Origin of the sequence: Haloarcula ordinaria, from assembly GCF_029338275.1 — an archaeon.
In the GTDB taxonomy this organism is placed as follows: domain Archaea; phylum Halobacteriota; class Halobacteria; order Halobacteriales; family Haloarculaceae; genus Haloarcula; species Haloarcula ordinaria.
On the sequence record NZ_CP119789.1, the window covers coordinates 1,853,653 to 1,872,741 of the forward strand.

The 19,089-nt window shown below is 64.9% G+C and carries 16 protein-coding genes and 1 pseudogene; 12 read left to right on the forward strand and 5 right to left on the reverse strand.

All coding sequences use genetic code 11. The features are described from left to right. Nucleotides 1-3: 3 nt before the first annotated feature. Nucleotides 4-1,215, reverse strand: a complete 1,212-nt coding sequence (locus P1L41_RS09875; RefSeq protein WP_276295561.1) for a halocyanin domain-containing protein — start codon at nucleotides 1,213-1,215, stop codon at nucleotides 4-6. Nucleotides 1,216-1,380: 165 nt separating this feature from the next. Between P1L41_RS09875 and P1L41_RS09880 the strand changes: the two genes are divergently transcribed. The 5 genes from P1L41_RS09880 (at nucleotide 1,381) to P1L41_RS09900 (ending at nucleotide 7,590) form a co-directional block, all read left to right on the forward strand. Further along, complete coding sequence (locus P1L41_RS09880; protein WP_276295562.1) at nucleotides 1,381-1,563, forward strand: DUF8131 family protein; 183 nt, start codon at nucleotides 1,381-1,383, stop codon at nucleotides 1,561-1,563. Nucleotide 1,564: 1 nt separating this feature from the next. Further along, on the forward strand, nucleotides 1,565-2,338 hold the full coding sequence (locus tag P1L41_RS09885; RefSeq protein ID WP_276295563.1) for a sulfite exporter TauE/SafE family protein: 774 nt from the start codon (nucleotides 1,565-1,567) through the stop codon (nucleotides 2,336-2,338). 6 nt (nucleotides 2,339-2,344) lie between these two features. Then, nucleotides 2,345-4,726, forward strand: a complete 2,382-nt coding sequence (locus P1L41_RS09890) for a heavy metal translocating P-type ATPase (protein WP_276295564.1) — start codon at nucleotides 2,345-2,347, stop codon at nucleotides 4,724-4,726. A 136-nt stretch (nucleotides 4,727-4,862) separates the two neighbouring features. Next, nucleotides 4,863-5,804: a UbiA family prenyltransferase gene (locus P1L41_RS09895; RefSeq protein ID WP_276295565.1), complete on the forward strand. Its 942-nt coding sequence runs from the start codon at nucleotides 4,863-4,865 to the stop codon at nucleotides 5,802-5,804. A gap of 97 nt (nucleotides 5,805-5,901) precedes the next feature. Further along, on the forward strand, nucleotides 5,902-7,590 hold the full coding sequence (locus tag P1L41_RS09900; protein ID WP_276295566.1) for a histidine kinase N-terminal 7TM domain-containing protein: 1,689 nt from the start codon (nucleotides 5,902-5,904) through the stop codon (nucleotides 7,588-7,590). Nucleotides 7,591-7,596: 6 nt separating this feature from the next. Here P1L41_RS09900 and P1L41_RS09905 read toward each other — a convergent pair whose 3' ends face one another. Then, the gene (locus P1L41_RS09905; RefSeq protein WP_276295567.1) at nucleotides 7,597-9,354 is read right to left on the reverse strand and encodes a MutS-related protein; all 1,758 of its coding nucleotides are present in this window, start codon (nucleotides 9,352-9,354) and stop codon (nucleotides 7,597-7,599) included. Between the two features lie 52 nt (nucleotides 9,355-9,406). Further along, nucleotides 9,407-10,231 carry a cupredoxin domain-containing protein gene (locus P1L41_RS09910; protein ID WP_276295568.1) on the reverse strand — a complete coding sequence of 275 codons (825 nt, stop codon included), beginning with the start codon at nucleotides 10,229-10,231 and terminating at the stop codon, nucleotides 9,407-9,409. Between the two features lie 263 nt (nucleotides 10,232-10,494). On the opposite strand from P1L41_RS09910, the gene P1L41_RS09915 reads away from it, so the two are divergent. Beyond that, nucleotides 10,495-11,112: a zinc ribbon domain-containing protein gene (locus P1L41_RS09915; RefSeq protein WP_276295569.1), complete on the forward strand. Its 618-nt coding sequence runs from the start codon at nucleotides 10,495-10,497 to the stop codon at nucleotides 11,110-11,112. Nucleotides 11,113-11,125: 13 nt separating this feature from the next. Here the strand turns inward: P1L41_RS09915 and P1L41_RS09920 are convergent, their stop codons facing one another. Together P1L41_RS09920 and P1L41_RS09925 are read right to left on the reverse strand one after the other, a co-directional pair. Then, nucleotides 11,126-13,960 (reverse strand): DEAD/DEAH box helicase, encoded by a 2,835-nt coding sequence (locus tag P1L41_RS09920; RefSeq protein ID WP_276295570.1) that lies wholly within the window; start codon nucleotides 13,958-13,960, stop codon nucleotides 11,126-11,128. Between the two features lie 101 nt (nucleotides 13,961-14,061). Then, complete coding sequence (locus tag P1L41_RS09925) at nucleotides 14,062-14,679, reverse strand: hypothetical protein (RefSeq protein WP_276295571.1); 618 nt, start codon at nucleotides 14,677-14,679, stop codon at nucleotides 14,062-14,064. A gap of 135 nt (nucleotides 14,680-14,814) precedes the next feature. Here P1L41_RS09925 and P1L41_RS09930 point away from each other — a divergent pair. The 6 genes and pseudogenes from P1L41_RS09930 to P1L41_RS09955 form a co-directional block, all read left to right on the forward strand. Then, nucleotides 14,815-15,219: pseudogene (locus tag P1L41_RS09930) on the forward strand (creatininase family protein); the annotation flags it as partial. Nucleotides 15,220-15,279: 60 nt separating this feature from the next. Further along, a complete protein-coding gene (locus P1L41_RS09935) occupies nucleotides 15,280-15,918 on the forward strand; it encodes a hypothetical protein (RefSeq protein ID WP_276295572.1) in 639 nt (212 codons plus the stop codon). Nucleotides 15,919-15,923: 5 nt separating this feature from the next. Beyond that, nucleotides 15,924-17,198, forward strand: coding sequence for a tyrosine-type recombinase/integrase (locus P1L41_RS09940; protein ID WP_276295573.1), 1,275 nt, complete (start codon nucleotides 15,924-15,926; stop codon nucleotides 17,196-17,198). A gap of 5 nt (nucleotides 17,199-17,203) precedes the next feature. After that, nucleotides 17,204-17,419 carry a hypothetical protein gene (locus tag P1L41_RS09945; RefSeq protein WP_276295574.1) on the forward strand — a complete coding sequence of 72 codons (216 nt, stop codon included), beginning with the start codon at nucleotides 17,204-17,206 and terminating at the stop codon, nucleotides 17,417-17,419. Nucleotides 17,420-17,478: 59 nt separating this feature from the next. Next, nucleotides 17,479-18,249, forward strand: a complete 771-nt coding sequence (locus P1L41_RS09950; RefSeq protein WP_276295575.1) for a creatininase family protein — start codon at nucleotides 17,479-17,481, stop codon at nucleotides 18,247-18,249. 130 nt (nucleotides 18,250-18,379) lie between these two features. Then, nucleotides 18,380-18,889 (forward strand): hypothetical protein, encoded by a 510-nt coding sequence (locus tag P1L41_RS09955; RefSeq protein ID WP_276295576.1) that lies wholly within the window; start codon nucleotides 18,380-18,382, stop codon nucleotides 18,887-18,889. Nucleotides 18,890-19,089 lie beyond the last annotated feature (200 nt).

Consider the following 19,089-nt stretch of genomic DNA (forward strand, 5'->3'; position numbering starts at 1 on the left):
CTATCACCCGATCACCGAGACGCGGCCGAGGAACTCGACGAAGTACATGAACACCCACAGGAGGGCGATGAGCACGAAGTAGAACGCGACCAGCGCCGCCGTTCCCTTCGGGTCGTACTCGTCGTGTGCCAGTTCGACTGCCGGTTCGGTCTCTGCCGCTTCTTCGACCGGAACCGGTCCGGTCGCCCGTTCTAAGCTCTCCTCGCCGACCGTCTGGGGCGGACGCTCGCGGTACCGTTTGCGCATCACCGCCGCGAACAACAGCGGCGAGAAGAACGCCAGGATGATCGACCCGCTGAGGAGCCACTGGGGGCCGGAGAGCTCGATACTCCCGCGCCCGCCGGTCTCGCCGCCGCCGCTACCGCCTTCGAGGGGGCCGCCGACGACGACGGCGCCTTTCATCCCCAGGCTCTCGTGGGGCACACAGACGTACTCGTAGATGCCCATCTCCTCGAAGGTGTAGGAGTAGGTGGTCCCCGCCTCGGCGACGGCCGAGCCCGAATCGAGCGGGCCGTCGCCGTCCGAGACGACGTTGTGGCCGCCGCCCTCGCCGGTCCACGTCCAGACGACTTCGGTGCCCGGCGAGACTCTGACCGCCGGCGGGTCGAAGGCGAACGCGCCGTTGTTCCCCTCTGCTCCCACCGATATCTCGACGGTGTCCTGTCCGGTCTGGTCGACGGTCGTCCCGTCGTAGTTCGAGACGTCGTCGAAGAAGCCGCCGTAGTCGGGGCTGGCCGGCGGGCCCTGGGGTTGGCTGCTGCCACCGCCCGACCCACCGGGTCGGACGACGACGGCGCCTTTCATCCCCAGCGTCTCGTGGGGGACACAGACGTACTTGAACATACCCTCCGATTCGAAGGTGTGTGAATAGGTGGTCCCCTGTTCGGCGACGGGCGAGCCCGAATCGAGCGGGCCGTCGCCGTCCGAGACGACGTTGTGGCCGCCGCCCTCGCCGTTCCACCGCCAGACGACTTCGGTGCCGGGGCTGACCATCACGGCCGCGGGGTCGAAGGCGAACGCGCCGTTGTTCCCCTCCGCCCCGACGGTAATCTCGACGGTGTCCTCCCCGCGCCTGTCGACGGTGCCGTCGTAGTTCGAGACGTCGTCGAACCAGCCGCCGTAGTCGGGTTCTTCCTGTGCCGATGCCAGTCCTGACGCGCCAAGGGCAGTCGCGCCGACCGCGCCCTGGACGAACTGTCGTCTCCTCAGTGACATCCAGACCCCTCCATCGTCGGAGGCCGGGTTGGCACTGTCGTCGCTCCAACAGTCATTCGGCCCATATCCATCCGAACCAGGCTTATCGACTAAAAAGCACCCAGTGTTTTCAGGTGGTAGGAACGCCCCCTTCATTTTTATATCCCGACTGCCGAAGCGTTGTCCATGTCGATGTCGAATCCTCGTATCATGACGTTGCTCGCTCTCGCCGGGCTGGCTCCAGTCGCGTACTACCTGCAGGGGACAGGTCGAACCATCGTGGCCCTCGCGCTCGTCAACGTCGTTCTCATCGCCGCGAGTCTCTACTGGATGACGGCGAAGGGCGCGTCGGAGGGCGCACCGGCCTGAGATGGACCTCGCGGCCGGCGCGTTGAGTGCGGGCGAGACGGCAGGGCTGCTCGCGTTCGCCGGCCTCGGCCTCGTCGGTAGCGTCCACTGTCTCGGGATGTGCGGACCGCTGGTGACGACGTACGCCGACAGGCTCGACGACGGCGGGCCGGTCTCGACACACGAGATTCGCCAACAAGCGCTGTTCAACGTCGGTCGAACCGTCAGCTACACCGCTGTCGGCGCGCTGCTCGGTGGCCTCGGCACCCTGGTGTTCGACGTCGCCGGCCTCGCGCAGTTCGGCACCGCGGTTCGTGGTGTCGTCGGCGTGCTCGTGGGCGCGTTCATCCTCACGGTCGGGCTCGGCTACATGACCCGCGGGAGCGCCGTGGACGTGGCCGCCTCGGTTCCCCTGGTCGGCACCGGCTTCCAGCGCGTCTCCGCGGCACTCGTCGCGAAGATAGACGCCTGGGTCGACGGCCCGGGGATGGTCGCGCTCGGGGCGATGCACGGGTTGTTGCCCTGTCCGCTGCTGTATCCCGCGTTCCTGTACGCCTTCGCGACGGGCTCGGTCGCGACCGGGGCCCTCTCACTCGCGGCGCTCGGCCTGGGGACTATCCCGCTCGTGTTCGCCTACGGGACGGCCTTCGGGTCGCTGTCGCCGGCCCGTCGGTCCTCGTTGCACCGCGTGCTGGGCGCCGTCTTCGTCGTGCTCGCACTCGTCCCGCTGGCCAACGGGCTGGCGGCCTTCGGTGTCTCGATTCCCAAACCGCCGCTGCCGATGCCCTGGATGTGACGACCGATGACCGACTGTACGCTCTGTGGCCTGCCGGTCGACGCCCCGGTCAGCGACGCCGACGTCGCGGGAACCTTCTGCTGTCGGGGCTGTCTGGAAGTGGCCCGGACCCTCGACGACCCGGCAGCCGCGTCGGTCGAGGACGCCGACACGGGTACTGACCCCGAGGACGCGACCGGTGAGACGGCGTTCCTCTCGGTCGAGGGGATGCACTGTGCGACCTGCGAGACCTTCCTGGAAGCCCGCGCGACCGACCAGGATGGGGTCACGGGTGCGGCGGCGAGTTATCCGACGGGGACGATGAAACTCACCTACGACCCCGAGGTCATCGACGCCGAGACCCTCCCGGGCGTTGTCGACGGGACCGGGTACGACGCCAGCCATCGCCACGACGCCGAGGACGACGAGTACGAACTAGAAGGCCGCCTCATCGTCGGCGGCTTCTTCGGGATGATGACGATGCTGTGGTACATTCTCTTCCTCTACCCGGCGTACCTGGGCGTCGACCCGTCGCTCCTGCTGCTCGACCCGACCGGCGCGGCGGGTGACTACCTCCTGTGGAACATGGCCGTGATGACCGCTGTCGTCGTTGGCTACACCGGCTGGCCGCTGCTTCGGGGGGCGTACGTCAGCCTCCGTGCGGGCCGACCCAACATGGACCTGCTGGTCGCGATGGCTGCCACGACGGCCTTCGGGTACAGCGTGCTCGCAGTGCTGTTGGGCCACACCGAGGTGTACTTCGACGTGGCGACGGTCATCGTCATGGCCGTCTCGCTGGGCGACTACTATCAGGACCGCGTCCGCCGCAGCGCGCTCGAACGCCTGACCGAGTTCACGACCCAGCGGGACGATACGGCCCGCCGCCGGACGGCCGACGGGACGGAGACCGTCGACATCGATGCCCTCGACGCCGGCGACGAGCTGGTCGTCCAGAGCGGCGACCGGATTCCGGTCGACGGCGTCGTCGTCTCCGGTGACGGCGCGGCCGACGAGTCGCTGGTCACCGGGGAGTCTCGGACGGTGCGAAAGACGGCCGGCGACGAGGTGCTCGGCGGGTCGCTGCTCGCCGAGGGGGGCGTCGTCGTCCGGGTCGGCCCCGACGCCGAGAGCACTATCGACCGCCTCGCGACGCTGCTGTGGGACGTTCAGAGCGGCCGCGGCGGCGTCCAGCGGCTCGTCGACCGAATCGCCGCCGTGTTCGTCCCGCTGGTCGTCCTGCTGGCGGTCGTCGCCACGGGCGCACACCTGCTGTTCGGCGCGGCACCGACCGACGCGCTGCTGACCGGGCTCGCCGTCCTCGTGGTCTCCTGTCCCTGCGCGCTGGGGCTCGCGACGCCGCTCGCGACGGCCGCTGGCATCCGCCGGGCGTTCGACGCCGGCGTCGTCGTCACCGGCGAGTCAGTCTTCGAGACGGCTACCGACCTGGACGTCGTCGCCTTCGACAAGACGGGGACGCTGACGACGGGCGAGATGGAGCTGCTCGAACGGGCCGACTCGACGGTGATGCGCCGGGCCGCCGCGGTCGAGCAGTTCGCCGACCACCCGCTGGCCGCGGCCGTGACAGACGCCGTCGCCGTCCCCGACGCCGACGTCGAGGCGTTCGAGACCCATCCCGGCCGCGGCGTCAGCGCCACCGTCGACGGCGAGCGGACGGTCGTCGGGACCGCAGACCTGCTTGAGTCGCTCGGGATAGACATCGAGGAGGCCTTTCGGGACCGATACGCGGCTGCGCGCGAGGCGGGCCACGTGCCCGCGCTGGTCGCCTGGGACGGCCGTGCTCGCGGTCTGGTCGTCGCCGGCGACTGGCCGCGACCAGGTTGGGAGGACACGGTCGACGCGCTGGCCCCCGACCACGAGGTCGTCGTCCTCACCGGCGACAGTCCCGAGGCCGCAGCCGCGTTCGAAGCCCATCCGGGCGTCGACGAGGTGTTCGCCGGCGTCCCGCCGGAGGCCAAGACAGAAGTCGTCCAGCGCCTCCAGTCTCGCGGGACCGTCGCGATGGTCGGTGACGGGAGCAACGACGCGCCGGCGCTGGGCGTCGCCGACGTAGGTATCGCGATGGCCTCCGGGACAAAACTCGCGGCTGACGCCGCTGACGCCGTCGTCACTACCGGCGAGCTGTCCGCAGTCCCCGAAATGTTGGATGTAACCACGGCGACGCGCTCGCGGGTCCGCCAGAACCTCGCCTGGGCGTTCGGGTACAACGCCGTGGCGCTCCCGCTCGCACTGCTTGGCCTCCTGAACCCGCTCTTCGCCGCGCTGGCGATGACCGCGAGCAGTCTACTCGTCGTCGGGAACTCGACGCGCTCGCTGACCGACGGTTCGGCGGAGTCCGCGGCACAGGGCTCGACGGCACGTCCCACGCGACCGGTTCCGGAGAGCGACTGACGGCCGGCGACCGAACCACGGGCGTTCGACGTTTGATTACTTCCGGACGCCGCATACGAGTGTCTCGACTATTCGGTAGTCGATTGCTGATAGAATGAGGATTTACTGCGATGCATGACGTCAGTACGCTCGCAGTATGGCAACCGAACCACAATCCCAGTCAGAACGAGACGTTTTGACGCTGTTGTTGAACCGAACGACCGACTCACAGCTCTACGACCTCGGCAAATCCGCGCTGAACCTCTTTCTCTACACGTCTGCGTATCTCGCACTCGTCGCGGTGGCCGAAGTGGTCATCGTCACCGAGTTGCTGTCGCTCCCGCTGACCGCTGCGCCGGCCGTCGCGGGACTGCTCACCTTCGCCGTCTACGGCAACGACCGCATCTCCGACCTCGAGACGGACGCCGTGTCCGCACCGAGGCGAACCGCGTACGTGCGCCGCTACAAGGATATTCTCTACGTGTTGGCCGCACTGTCGTACGGCCTCGCCGTCGCGCTCGCAGTGCTCGGTGGCCCATTGGCGTTCGCCCTCTCGCTGCTTCCCGGTGCCATTTGGCTCCTGTACGCACAGGACTGGCTGCCGAGCATCGGGACCAACGTCCGGCGACTCAAGGAGGTCGCGGTCCTCAGCTCGGCGCTCGTCGCCGGTGCGTGGGCACTCGTCATCGTCTTCCTCCCGCTGGCGTTCGCCGGGGCCTCGCTCACTCCCGCCGCCGGCATCGTGTTCCTGTTCTTTTTCCTGGCGACGTTCGTCAACACGGAGATTCCCAACGTCCGCGACATGGAGGGTGACAGACAGATCGGCGTCGACACGCTGCCGACCCTGTTCGGCGTCCGACGAACGCGTCACCTGCTCTACGGTATCTGCGTGCTGACGGCCGTCATCCTCGGTGGCGCAGTCGCCGCCGACCTCCTGTCGCCCGTCTCGGCAGGCGTTCTCGTCCTGAGTCTCGCCTGCCTCGCCGCCGTGACGTTCTGTCTCGGCCGCGTCGACGACGAGGACGGCCTCTCCATCGCCGCAGAGTGTACCCGTCTCCCGGCGCTTCTCCTGGTGGCCCTCACCCTGCTCGGCCACTAACACGTTTATTTTACTCGCAGTTTATTCAGGAAATTCAACAGATACTTAATATACGCGGCCACTGACGGTGACACTGTCCGTGCTCACACTGACGTTTATGAAGATAGTGCTGGTGGGAACTATCGCCGTCGGGGTGACCGGAGGGCTGCTCGCGTGGCGCGAACGCCCCGAACCCGGGTCGGTCCCGCTCGTCTTGCTCCTCGCGGGACAGTGCTGGTGGTCGACGACGTTGTTCTTCAGAATCACGTCCACGAGCCTTTCGGCCAAGGTCTTCTGGGTCGACGTCTCCTGGGTGGGGATCGGGCTGATACCCGTCGCCTGGTTGTATTTCGCCCTCGAGTACGCGGGCTACGACGAGTACACGACCCGAAAGTACCTCCTGGCGCTCTCCGTCGTCCCCGCGATAACCGCGATTCTGGGCCTGACGAGCGAGTTCCACCACCTCCTGTACGTCGACACGCAGCTCGTCGCACACGGTGCCGTCACCTCCATCAGCCGGTCGCCCGGCATCTGGTTCTGGGTCATCGCCATCTACACGTACCTGCTGGGGCTGCTCGGGGCACTGCCACTGTTGGGCCTCGTCACCAGCGAGGTCAGCACGTTCCGCGGACAGAGCCTGGCACTGCTCGTCGGAATCGTGGCCCCGTGGGCGACGAACCTCCTCTTCCTGTTCGGCCTGCTCCCGACGGCAGGTATCGACCCCACGCCGGTCGCCTTCGGCGTCTCCGGCATCGCGTACCTCGGAGCATTGACCCGATTCCAGCTGTTCGGGGCGAACCCGACTGCCATCCGCCACGCGCGGGACGTCGTGTTCAGACGGATGCAACAGGGCGCGCTCGTGCTCGACAGTCACGACCACATCATCGACCTGAACGAGCAGGCCGCAGAGGCGCTGGGTCTCCTACCGCGAGAGGCCCTCGGCCGGCCGGTGGAGTACGCCAGCCCGAAGCTCAAGACGATAGGCTCGTCGACGCGCCTGGGCCACAACGTCTACCACCCGCCGAACTCGAACCGGGCCTACGACGTCTCGGTCAGCACGGTGACCGATATCCACGACCGGACCATCGGGCGGGTCATCACGCTCCACGACATCAGCGAACACCTCCGCCAGCAGCAACGCCTCGAGGTCCTCAACCGCATCTTCCGGCACAACATCCGCACCAGCACGCAGGTCATCCTGGGGAACGCTGAGTATCTGGCCACGAACAACAGCGAGGAGAAGTCGGCGAAACTCCAGCAGCAGGCACTCGAGATAGAGGACATCAGCCAGAAGGCACGCACGATTATCGACGTGTTCGAGCAGGGGCGGAAACAGCGCAAGTCGCTGCGTCTGGACGCGATACTGGGTGAGGCAGTCGCCTCGGCCGAGGACGCGTACCCGAGCGTCGACGTGCACTACGAGTCGGGTTCCGCCGACGTCTACGTCGACAGCCTGTTCGACACCGTCCTGCAGAACGTCGTCGAGAACGCCGCGGCACACAACATTGGCCCAGAGCAACGGGTGTGGATCTCCGTCGAGACGGACGGAGACCACGCCACCGTCAGCGTCGCCGACGACGGCCCCGGCATCGACGAGAACGAACTCAGGCTCATTGAGGAGGGGTCCGAGACCCCGCTGGGCCACGGGAGCGGGTTCGGCCTCGCGCTCATCGCCTGGGGGACCGACATCGCCGGTGGCTCTGTCGCGTTCGACGACAACGACCCGACCGGCTCGGTCGTGACCGTCGAGGCTCCGATTCTGACGGGGCCGGAGACAGACTCGGCCGACACGCCCGACGACGGCTGACCGGCCTCACTCCTCCGTCCAGCGAGCGTCGGACAGCGTCCGCTGGACGGCTTCCTCGCCGACGGCGTAGGCCAGCGTCTCGAAGCCCGACCGCTCGACTGGGTCCCTGGCGTTGGCGACGAGTCGAGAGACGATGAACTCCGGCGTGGACTTCCCCACGGTTCCGAAGCGGGGTTGATAGTCGACCTGGAGTTCGAGGTCGGTGTTCAGTCCCTCGGCGAAGATACCGTCGACGCGAGCGACCTCGGGGAGCGGTTCGAGGTCGTCGGCCAGATGGGTGACGAAGACGCCCAGCGCGTCGCGGTCGACGGTCAGCGTCACCAGGCCGTGGAGCAGGTTCGCCGCCGAACCCGGTTCGGTGATAGCCTCGAACTCGTCGACGAGCATCAGCGTCCGGTCGCTGTCGGTCAGCGGCGGGACGACCGAGCGCAGCGTCGACTCCAGGACCCCGGCGTTGAACGAGGCGTGCCGACGGTGGAAGACGACTGTGTCGACGAGACTCACTTCGGCGGCCTCGGCCGGGACTGGCAGCCCCATCTGGGCCAGCAGCTGCACCTGACAGAGTGTCTCCAGCAGCGTCGTCTTCCCACCCGAGTTCGCGCCCGTCAACACCGCGACCCGGTCGCCGGTCGGCGGGGCGTTTGCGCTCGGAACCTCCAGGTCGTGGTCACCGACCGCGTAGGTCACCGGTTGGACGTCGTCGACGTCCGCGAGCGCGAGGTTGCGGGCGTTGCGCACCGCGATGGTCGAGCGACCGTCGACGAACGTCGGTCGCACGAGGTCGAACGCCAGCGCGAATCGCGCGAGCGAGACGGACAGGGCGATGTCGCCCACCGCTGCGACCGCGGCGTCCACGTCCTCGCGAGCAGCCGCCAGGTCCGATTCGAGCCGGTCGGAGACGGCCGCTTCGCGCGCTTCGACGTCGCTGCGGAGGGTACTCCGCAGGTCCCGCAGTGCCGTCTCGACGAAGTCCCGGGCGTCCGTCGCATCGCTCGGCATGGCTTCGCGGACCCGCGCACCGCCCAGCCCGGTCTCGTCGGTGACGTGCCGGACCAGGGCGTCCTGGAACTCGGCCGGTCGTCTCGCGCCCTCCTGGACGGCCTCGACGACGCTCGCAGACCCCGCTGCCAGGTCCTCGACCTGGCCCAGCTGCTCGCGCAGGCGGTCTAGTTCGTCGTCGGCCCCGTCGCCGACGCGGTCACCGGACCCGGCGAGGCCGGCGAGTGCGGCCCTGGCGCCAGCGAGCGCATCGCCGTCCAGCGCTGCGAGTGGTTCGAACACGCCGTCCTCGACGCCGGTGTCTCGAAGCGCGAGTGCCGTCTCGACGGCGGCGCGGTCCCCGCCGCCGGCGTCGTACCCGTCGAACGCCGCGACGACGGCTCGCCGGTCGCTGTCCGAGAGCGCTGCCCAGGTGTCACGCGCTTCGAGCACGTCGTCGAGTCGCGCCTCCATCTGCTCGCGAGAGGGCAGCGGCGTGAGCACGCGAATCCGGTCGGCCGCGTCCTCAGTGACGGCGTACTCCTCGGCGAGGTCGAGCAGTTCCTTGTAGACGTTGCGGGTGTCCCGAGTGGCGAGCAGGTCCATCGACTCGGCGCCGGTCGCTCGCCGGAGGATGCGCGTCGCACGGCCACGCGAGAGCCCCGCCGACGCCAGCGTGCGCGTGTCTGCCGACTCGATGGCCTCGATGGCCCGCTCGACGCCCAGTTCCCCGCTCAGCAGTTCGGACGTCTTCGGGCCGATTCCCCAGTACTCCTCCAGTCGCATGGGCACAGCGATGGGCGGGCCGCGTTTAGTCGTTTATGAACGACGTGTCGGCCTACCCGCCGTCGCCCTGGTTCGCGTCCAGGTCCTGCCAGGCGACGGTCCCCTGTTCGACGATGGCCGCCGGTTCCAGCGCCGGGTCGGTCAGCGTCACCCGTGCCAGCCCCACCGGCCCCGCACGCGGCGGCACCAGGTTGTCGGGGTCCGACGTCTCGAAGGGCGCCTCCGAGACGTCCCCGACGACGACGCGCAAGTTCATGCCGAACGTCTCGTGTGGTGAACACAGCATGTCGTAGACGCCCTCCCGCTCGAAGGCGTGGAGCCACGTGCTCGGCTGTGGTACGCTCTCATCGTCGTCGTCTCCGTTCTCGTCTTCGCTCTCACCGTCGTCGTCTCCGTTCTCGCTGCCGTCGCTCTCGCCGCCCTCGCCCGGCTCCGCTGGCGGTTCGATCTGATCGTCGGCGATGGAGTCGTCTCGCCAGCCCATCAGCGGGGACGAGAAGGAGTCTACGCCGACCGGGACGCGCCGTCGCATCCCGAACGCAGGGTGGTACGACACCACGTTGTGGTCCGACGTCACGAAGACGAACTTCACGACGTCGCCAGGCTGAACGTGGAGCCCGGTGGGCTGGAAAAAGAAGTCCGCCGGTCGCTCCGGGTTCGTCGCCGGCCCCTCGATGAGCGTCCGGACCGTGTGCACTGTCCCCGTGTCCTCGTCCATCTCGCCGTCGTCTCCTCCGTTCCCGCCGTCTTCTCCGTTCTCGTCGTCTCCCCCGTCTTCTTGGGCCATGGCCGAACCCCCGACTACCGACAGCGCGGCGCCCGTGCCGATGGTCTTCATCACGTCTCGCCGATACGGACCGCGTGTGTCTCTCGACATGGCGGGTCGAGCATCGGACCGGGGCGATATTGTTATTAGGTTGACATTTTTGGGAGCCACTGATGAAGCCCGAATTACTCTCGTGGGGCGACGACTTACCGCTCGGACAACACGCTCTTACTCTCCCGCCGAGTTCGGTACGTTCAGGTTCCGGTCCATCTCGCTTCGGCTGGTTCGACCTCCGCCGGGTGCGAGAAAGGGAGCCTTGCCGTCCACGGCGCCCTGGGCGCATCACTCAAGCCCCCGGGCGGACAACCGACGGTATGGCGCTCCCGGATGCGGACGGGCAGACCTGCCCGAACTGCGGCGAGCCTGCAGATTCGAACGCGGTGCGCTGTCCGGCCTGCGAGACGCCGCTTCTCGGCGGGTTCGATACCGACGCCGTCGCCGCACAGCTGGACGCGATCGACGGCGAAGCGACCCGAGCACCGCGCTGGGCGGTTGCGCTGACGGGACTGGCGCTCGGTATCGCCATCTCGCCGCTCGTGGTGTTCACCGTCGTCCTGGCCGGCGTCGAGCTCTCGCTCGCTGCGTTCGCCGGGCTCGGCCTCGCCGGCTGGTTGCTGCCCGCCGCGTACCTCTCGCGGTTCCCCAACCCGAGTGCCGCGCTGGCCCGGGGACTCTATCTCGTCGTCGCCGGCGTCGGCGCGGTGCTCGTGACGCTGGCGCTCGATTCGACGACCGCGGAGGCGACGGTCGGTAGCACCGAACTCCTCCTCGTGGTCGGCGGCCTCGCCATCCCCGCAATCGTGGCCGTCTTGCTGGCACGTCGGGTCGCCGGTCGCGCGGCGAGACAGGCGCGTGGTGACCCCGGACGACTCCACGAACTCGCTGGACTCGGGGACCAGGGTGACGAACAGCGCGACGAGACCGACGGCTGACGGCCCCGACTTGTCAGCCCCAGAACGACTGGGTCCGGGCGTACTCCCGTTCCTGACGGAGGATGTCGCGGTAGAACTCGTCTTCGTCCTCCCGGAGGCGGTTGATGATTCGTGCGGCGTTGTGCGGCCCGACGCCCCGGGCCGCCAGCGCCACGACGGCCTGCTTGCCGTGGGTCTGGACGAGCGACCCGGAGCGGTAGGCCCGCTCGGTCATCTTCTCCTGCTCGTCGTCTTTCTCCGCGGCCCGGACCGCCGAGACGACCTCGTCGGCCCACGGGTTCAGTGCCGCGACCCTGGTCGACCCGCATTTCGGACACTCCGGTTGGTCCCTGACGCGCTTGACCTGCTGTTTCCGGTCCCACTCCTTGCAGTGGAGACAGCACAGCAGCACGCGGTCGCGCTGGATGCGCTCGCGGACGGTCTGGATGACGCTCGCGTCGGCGTTCTCCGGTGAGAGCAGCTCGCGGCCCGACGAACGTCCGCCCAACCCCACCGGCGTCCGCTCGGCGACCGTCTCGAGGGCGAGGTCGCCCGACTGCAGCGCCGCGAGGACGTCGGCCGTCTCGTCGATGGCGAGGTCCTCGTGTTTGACCTCCCGGACCGCCTCGTCGTACATCGGCGTGTCCTGGAGGGCCGCGAGCAGGCGATCCCGGCCGAAGTCGGTCGAGCCGCGACCCCGCCAGCGCTTCAGCGACCCGAACTTCGTGGCGACCTGCGCGAGCTTGAACTTCAGCGCGTCGGCGTTCTTCAGGCTCAGTTCGATGAGCGCCGGCACGTGGTCGGGGTCGGTCTCCTCGATGACCTCGATGACGTCGCCGGCGGTGATGCGACGCGGCACCTCCAGTTCGATGCGGTACGGGTCGACCTCCATCGCGACGGAGGACCCGGCTCGCTGTCCCAGCAGTGCCGAGAGCACACGACCCAGCGTCTCGTTTACCTTGTGACCGAAGCAAGCGTTGAGCACGACGTCGCGGCCATGGAACTCCACGAGGACGGTCCGTTCGTCCGGGAGGGGACCCTCGTGTCGCGCGAGGTCCTCGAGGCCCGTCTCGATCGTCTCCGGACTGGCGTCGTAGCGCGTCGCGAGGTGCGCGGCGACCGACCCCGCCTCTGCCCCGTCCTGCAACTGTCGGCCGGCGACGCGGCGAATCTCTCCGACCTCCGACGCGACGGCCCGCGGGACCGGAATCTCCGAGCCGACCCAGGATGGCACTTCGCCGGCGGGGTCCTCGATGGGCGAGACGGTGACCGTCTCCTCCTCCTCGTCGATAGTCGTGATGCGCCACATCTCGCCGCGCTGGACGAACACCTCGCCAGGCGTGGCGAAGTTGACGACGAATCGCTCGTCGAGCGTCCCGACCTGCTTGCCGGAGGCGACGTCCTCGACGTCGTAGGTCGCCTCGTCGGGAATCATCGAGAGGTTCTGGTAGAAGTACTGCCAGGTGCCACGGCGCTTCTCCAAGGTATCGCGCTCCTCGTCCAGCCAGACGACGTTGTTCGCGGCGAGCTCGCGGACGACGGCCTTGAACGATTCTTCGCGCAGGTCCCTGAACGGGTACGCCCGGGTCAGTATCTCGTAGGCCTCCATCGCCCGAATCTCCCCGCTGTCCATGACGAGGCCGGCGATCTGGTTGGCGACGGTGTCGAGGCTGCCGTCGTGTATCTCGGCCGGCTCGACGTCGCCCTCGCGGGCCTGCCGGGCGATGGCCAGCGCCTCCAGCGTGTCGTCGACGTGGGTCGTCACGACGGTTCCCGAGGAGACCTGGCCGCTCCGGTGGCCTGCGCGACCCACGCGCTGGACGAGGCGGGAGACTTGCCGGGGACTCCCGTACTGGACGACGTGGTCGACGTGGCCCACGTCGATGCCCAGCTCCATCGAGGAGGTACACAGCAGGGCGTCCAACTCGCCGGCCTTGAACCGGTCTTCGACCTCGATTCGAGCTTCCTTCGAGAGCGACCCGTGGTGGACGCCAAGGTCCGTCCCCAGCTCCTTGAACCGGGACCCCAGCGCCTCGGCGGTCTGGCGAGTGTTCACGAACAGCAGGACCGAGTCGTGGGCCGATATCAGCTCGTCGACGTAGCGGACGTGACTCGCCGTCTCCGCGTCGGTGACCAGCGTGCTCGAAAGTCGCTCGTCGCGCTCCGTCACCTCCGGCCGCACCACGTCGATGTCGAGGCGGCTCCCGATGTCTATCTCGACGACGCTACATGGGGACCCACCAGTGAGGAACCGGCCGACCTCCTCGGGGTCGCCGACCGTCGCCGAGAGGCCGATACGCTGGAACGACCCGGCGAGTTCCGCCAGCCGCTCCAGGCCGACCGTCATCTGTGCGCCACGCTTCGACGCGGCGAGCTCGTGCACCTCGTCGACGACGACGTGCGAGACGTCCGAGAGCGCCGTCCGAAGTTTCGACCCCGTGAGCATCGCCTGCAACGTCTCCGGCGTCGTGACCAGCACGTCGGGGGGGTCGTTTGCCTGCTTCTGTCGCTGGTAATCCGTCGTGTCGCCGTGTCGAACGTCCACGTCGAGCCCCAGCGTCTCGCCCCACCAGTCTAGCCGCTGGCGCATGTCCCGGTTGAGCGCGCGGAGGGGCGTGATGTACAACGCGCCGATGCCGAAGCGTTCCTCGTCCTGGGCGAGCGCGTCGAGTACCGGCAACATCGCCGTCTCGGTCTTCCCGGTCCCGGTCGGAGCGACGACGAGTGCGTCGCGACCGCTCACGAGCGTCGGAATCGCTGCCCGCTGTGGTTCGGTCGGCGTCGAGAACCCCCGCTCGGAGAGGGCGGCCCGGACCGACTCGCCCAGCGTCGTGAACGCCGCCTCGCCCCGCACGGACCCGTCAGTCATCGACGCGGTCTAGCCACTGCAACTGGTTAAACACGTTGTGTCCGTACGGCCTGTCCAAAACGTGACTCGCTGGGCGCCTGTCGCTGGCGCGCCGACGGGTCTCACTCCGTTTCGTCCGCTTCGTCTTCCTCGCCCGTCTCCGGGTCGGCCGGGAGCCGTTCCCGGCGCTCTTCCGCGGTCACCTCGACGGCCGTCGCGGTCCGCTTGGCCTCCGCGGCCTCTTCGAGAGCTGCGTCCGCAGTCGCCTTCGCGTCGGTGGTCTTGTCACGAACGTCGGCGGCCCCGTCAGGGTGTTCGCCGGTCTCCTCGATGTCGGCTGCAGCCTCGTCGACCGTCTCGGCGGCCCCCTCGACCTCCTCCGCGGTCGCCTCGAGGTCGGTCGCGGTCTCCTCTAACTGCTCTGCGGCCTGTTCGAGGTCGGCCGCGGCCCGCGCGACCTCGGTCGTGCCGCGCTGGTACACCCGTCCGAGCACGACGAACTCCACGATGCCCGAGAGCACGAGGACGGCGACGGCGACTGCCGTCGCGACGCCCAGAACGTTCGCGACGTCGCTCCCGAGGTCGACGAGACCGCTCTCGACGACCACGTACGCCGCTGCCAGGCCGGCCGCGACGACGAACGTCGCACGAACGAACCGCCGGTAGGTGGGTGCCCGTTCACCGAACAACAGCGCCTCGAACCGGCTCCCGAGCCGACCGAACAGCGAGTCGTCAGGCATAGCTGGACGGGAGGCCAGCGGGATACATAAGCGTTCGTGCATGAGGGCCCCGCTTCCTGCCATCATCGAAGCCGGCCCGTCCTGTGAAACGGCATCGCCCACATCTTCAAGACGGTCCGGAGTGCACGGGTGGCCATGTACCTCGCAGACGAGGCGTGGCCGGACCTCGAGTCGTACTTCGACGCCGAGTCGCTCGCGCTCGTCCCCCTCGGGTCGACGGAACAGCACGGCCCGCACCTCCCCGAAGGGACCGACCACATCATCGCCGAAGCCTTCGCCCGGGCGGCGGCCGAACGGACCGGCTATCTCTGTACGCCGACTGTCAACGTCGGCGTGAGCTCGCACCACCGCCAGTTCCACGGGACGATGTGGTCCGACCCCGGCCCGTTCAGGGACTACGTCGAGAGCCTCACCCGGAACCTCGCGTACCACGGCATCGACCGCGTCGTCTACGTCAACGCCCACGGGGGGAACGTCGAGCACCTCCGGGAGGTCGGCCGACGACTCCGCGACGACGGGACGATGTACGCCCTCGAGTGGACGTAACTCTGTTTTTAGAGAAAATTGTTAATACGTTTCGTTTTGTGACCTTATACTGCAATGTCGGACGAATATAAGACAGTAGCAGTAAGATTGTCCAGAAATAAGAAGGAAAGGTGGGAAGACTATGTTGAAGAAAGTCCCATGACAACGCTATCGGAGGTGCTCCGTCTTGCCATGGAAAAAGAGATTTCCAGGGATGACCCAATCACCGCTCCGGACACAAGCGGGGCAGATTCGCAGGAGCCGTCACCGGAGGTAATACACAAACTGGACCAAATCTCGAACAAGCTCCAGTCGATGGACCGTAGACTGTCCGCTATCGAATCTGACCGCTACGGAGACGAGGACCTCACTGAGCTAGCGACAGAGGTCTACAGAATCCTGCCGAGTTCCGTTTCGGAGATTCAGCAGGCAGTTGCACTGAAAGAGAATGCCATCCCTGGGGATGAGAGCAGTGTAGACATTGAGTTCATGGGGGAAGCAATGGACGAAGACGGCGAGTTTACACTCCCCTCAGAAGATGCCACTCAGACCGATAGACGACCATGTACTGGCTCGATAAACGATATCGCCACTATCCTCGATGCAGACAAGGAAGCCGTCCAGTTAGCTATCAACCGACTCCAGAGTACGACTCATTCTGTGTACTCGGTTGAGTCGGCAGCAGGCACGGTCCACTACTACAAAGAGGACTGATTGCTATGCTCAGGTCAGCAGAAGCCTTCATCCGTGAGTGTCGAGACCGCGATTACGCAGAGTCGACAATCGAGACCCATACCAGCTCCTTAGAGGTGTTCTCTGAGTGGATTGAAACTCAAGAGGTTTCCGTAACGGAGTGTAGGGCATCTGAGATAGAAGAATTCATCCAATGGGTTAAGCGACGGAAGTCAATACCCTACGGTAATATCCGCTCAGATGTCTTCTGGAGTCTTAAGAAGTATTTCGCGTATCTGGTCGAAGAAGAAGAGATACACCAGAATCCATGTGACCATGTGGACATTGTGGACTGCATCATTCTGGATGACGCTTCTCGATATCTCCAGCGGACCAGAGCAACGAAAGCCGAAGGGACAATCCAGAATCGAGAACTGGGCCTCATTCAGTTCACGGAGTGGGTTGAAAACCAGACTGAAGAGAGTCTTGAGGATTTCACACCCCTTAGACTCGAAGACTACGCGATACATCTGAAGCAGAAGGGATACGGAGATACGACAGTCAAAGACAAGTTCGCGGCTGTCTCGATGCTGTACCAGTTCTTGCATGACAAAGCAAACGTCATAGACGAGAACCCAGCAGAGGAGGTCAATCTGAACCAAGCGGACATCGTCGATTATCGGAACCCAACCAAGAAGAGCGACAAACTCGCCGAGGATATCCCGTACGTAACCAGAGAGCAGAAAGAGGCGATGAAGGAGCACTGTCCCGGTCCTAAGACGCGGAACGAACTGCTGATTGAGTTGATGTGGCAAACCGGTCTCCGACGTGAGGAAGCTGCGGATATAGCCCTTGACAACCTCGATAGGGAGAATCGAGAGATTCAGATTCGAGGAAAGAACGACAAGAATCGGATTGTCTTCTATCAACCGACTCTCGATACGCTTCTGCAAATCTGGCTTGATGGAGGTTATCGTCAGTGTTACAACTGGGCTGAGAAATCGGATCACCTCTTCGTATCTGAGCGAAGTGGTCGACTCAACCCTCATCAAATCAACCAAGTCATCGTAAAGGCCGCGAAGAACGCAGACATTCAGTCGAAGATGTATACTGACGGCAACGGCCAGAACAGATACAAAATCACTGCTCACTCTCTGCGGCACGGATTCGCAGTGCAATCTCTGAAGAACGGGATGGACATCAAGACGCTAGCCGATATTATGGGCCATGAGAGTCTTGACACGACGAAGCAGTATCTCCGGTTGATTACTGACGACCTCCGAGAACGCTATCGGAAGTACGGGCCTGAGGGGACGGTGTAGTTCGCATGTGTGGTGAGGAGGTAGACGACCCCAGACATGCATGTGCAGCCTGCGGTGAGTACAAGCCGAATCTCGTGGCTCACCACGTCTCATACAAGGAGAACATCCGTGTCCCAGTCTGCAAGACCTGTCACCCGAAGATCCACCTAACAGACCAGTATCCAGAACTGACACCAGACCTAACGAGGAAAGAAGCTGAAAAACGAGGCTTGCTCGACTGAGGCGTCTGAACTTCCGAAGTTGCACAGATTGAAGAGTCCGCCACCCTCCAGCAGAATGTATGTATCTAGCCGACCACACCTGGCCGGAACTCGGGGATTACTTCGAGGACAAATCCTTGGCACTGGTTCCACTTGGCTCAACTGAGCAACACGGACCTCATCTTCCTGAGGGGACGGATCACCTGATCGCAGAGGGTTTTGCACGAGAAGCTGCTGAAAGAACTGGCTACCTCTGTACGCCGACTATCAATATCGGAGTAAGTCCTCACCACAGGCAGTTTCACGGAACGATGTGGGCTGACGCTCCTGTCTTTCGAGACTACGTAGAGTCGATAACACGAAATCTGGCATACCACGGGATAGACCGAGTCATCTATGTCAATGCTCATGGCGGAAACATAGAACATCTCCGTGAGGTTGGTAGACGGCTTCGTGATGAGGAGGTACTCTATGCGATAGAATGGATGTGGAACGATAGTATCCCTGACCTCGTGGATGACTTGTTTGAGCAGAATGGGCCACATGGAGGTCCGAAGGAAACAGCGATGATCCAGCACCTCAGGCAAGAACTGGTCCGTGAGGATCGTCTGGAAGATGCGAGAGATGGAGGGGTGGCGAGCGTTGATGAAGCTGACACAGAGAAATTTGGATCGCGTACATTCTACGATGCTGCTGATAATACGGACAACGGCGTCTTAGGAGACCAAACAGATGCTACTGCAGAGAAGGGTGAGCAAATGTTCGAGGCTGCTACAGAACAACTCGTCAAACTCTGCGACTGGCTCGATTCCCAGGACTTCCAGGACCTCATGCCGAAAGAGCACGTATAGAATCGGTTAATCGACGTAGAGAGCGTTCATCTAACCTATTTTGAATAGATTTGATAACCGTGGTTTGTATCTCTATTTCCTGAATCGGCTTGTGATACCGTAACACAGCCGATTCTTGGAGAGATTCGCTATGACAGAAAACTCAGCAGACGAGAGTATCTCCAGCCGGTCATGTGACCACTGCGGTTCCTGGTCGGCTGTCGGCGTTGAATACTACGAACAGTATCGAGTGCCAGAGGAATTTGACAATCTTTGTCGAGATTGTGCCAAGGAGATGAATACCCACACGGCGGGGGAGATGTCCGATGAAGAGTTAGTAGCCGCGATAATGGACGACTCGATAGGTTATGCGAGTCCCACACATGCAGCGACGCACGTTGCAGATTTCCGTGACGGCGGCACGGAGGCATACTGTGAACGTGGGGCTGCAGTGTTCGACAGAGATCTGGATACTCTGATTGAGTCGGCCAGAGCGCACTGGCTCCGAATAGAGCAAGGCAATCCTGAGAAAGCAGAACAGTTGCTCGACACCGTGAATCAGTGGCGAGAGGTCGAGGAACAAGAAGGGCCAGCGGCGAGCATGGGTATCTCGGTCTTGTATCCGACCCACTCGCCCGCAGGAGGGAGTGGAGATGAATGACGTAATCTGTGGACTCTGTGGAGAGCCCTGGGAGTTCTACTACCTCACCCACGAGATGCCCGATACCGAGAAAGAAGACGTTCTGCAGGGCAACGGTTGCCCGGCCTGTTCGTGGGGCAGCAGTGACCGAGCCACTGGAGAGCACCAGCTCGAACGAGTTCAATCCATCCAGCAAAATACAGACCTAGACCCGACGAGGT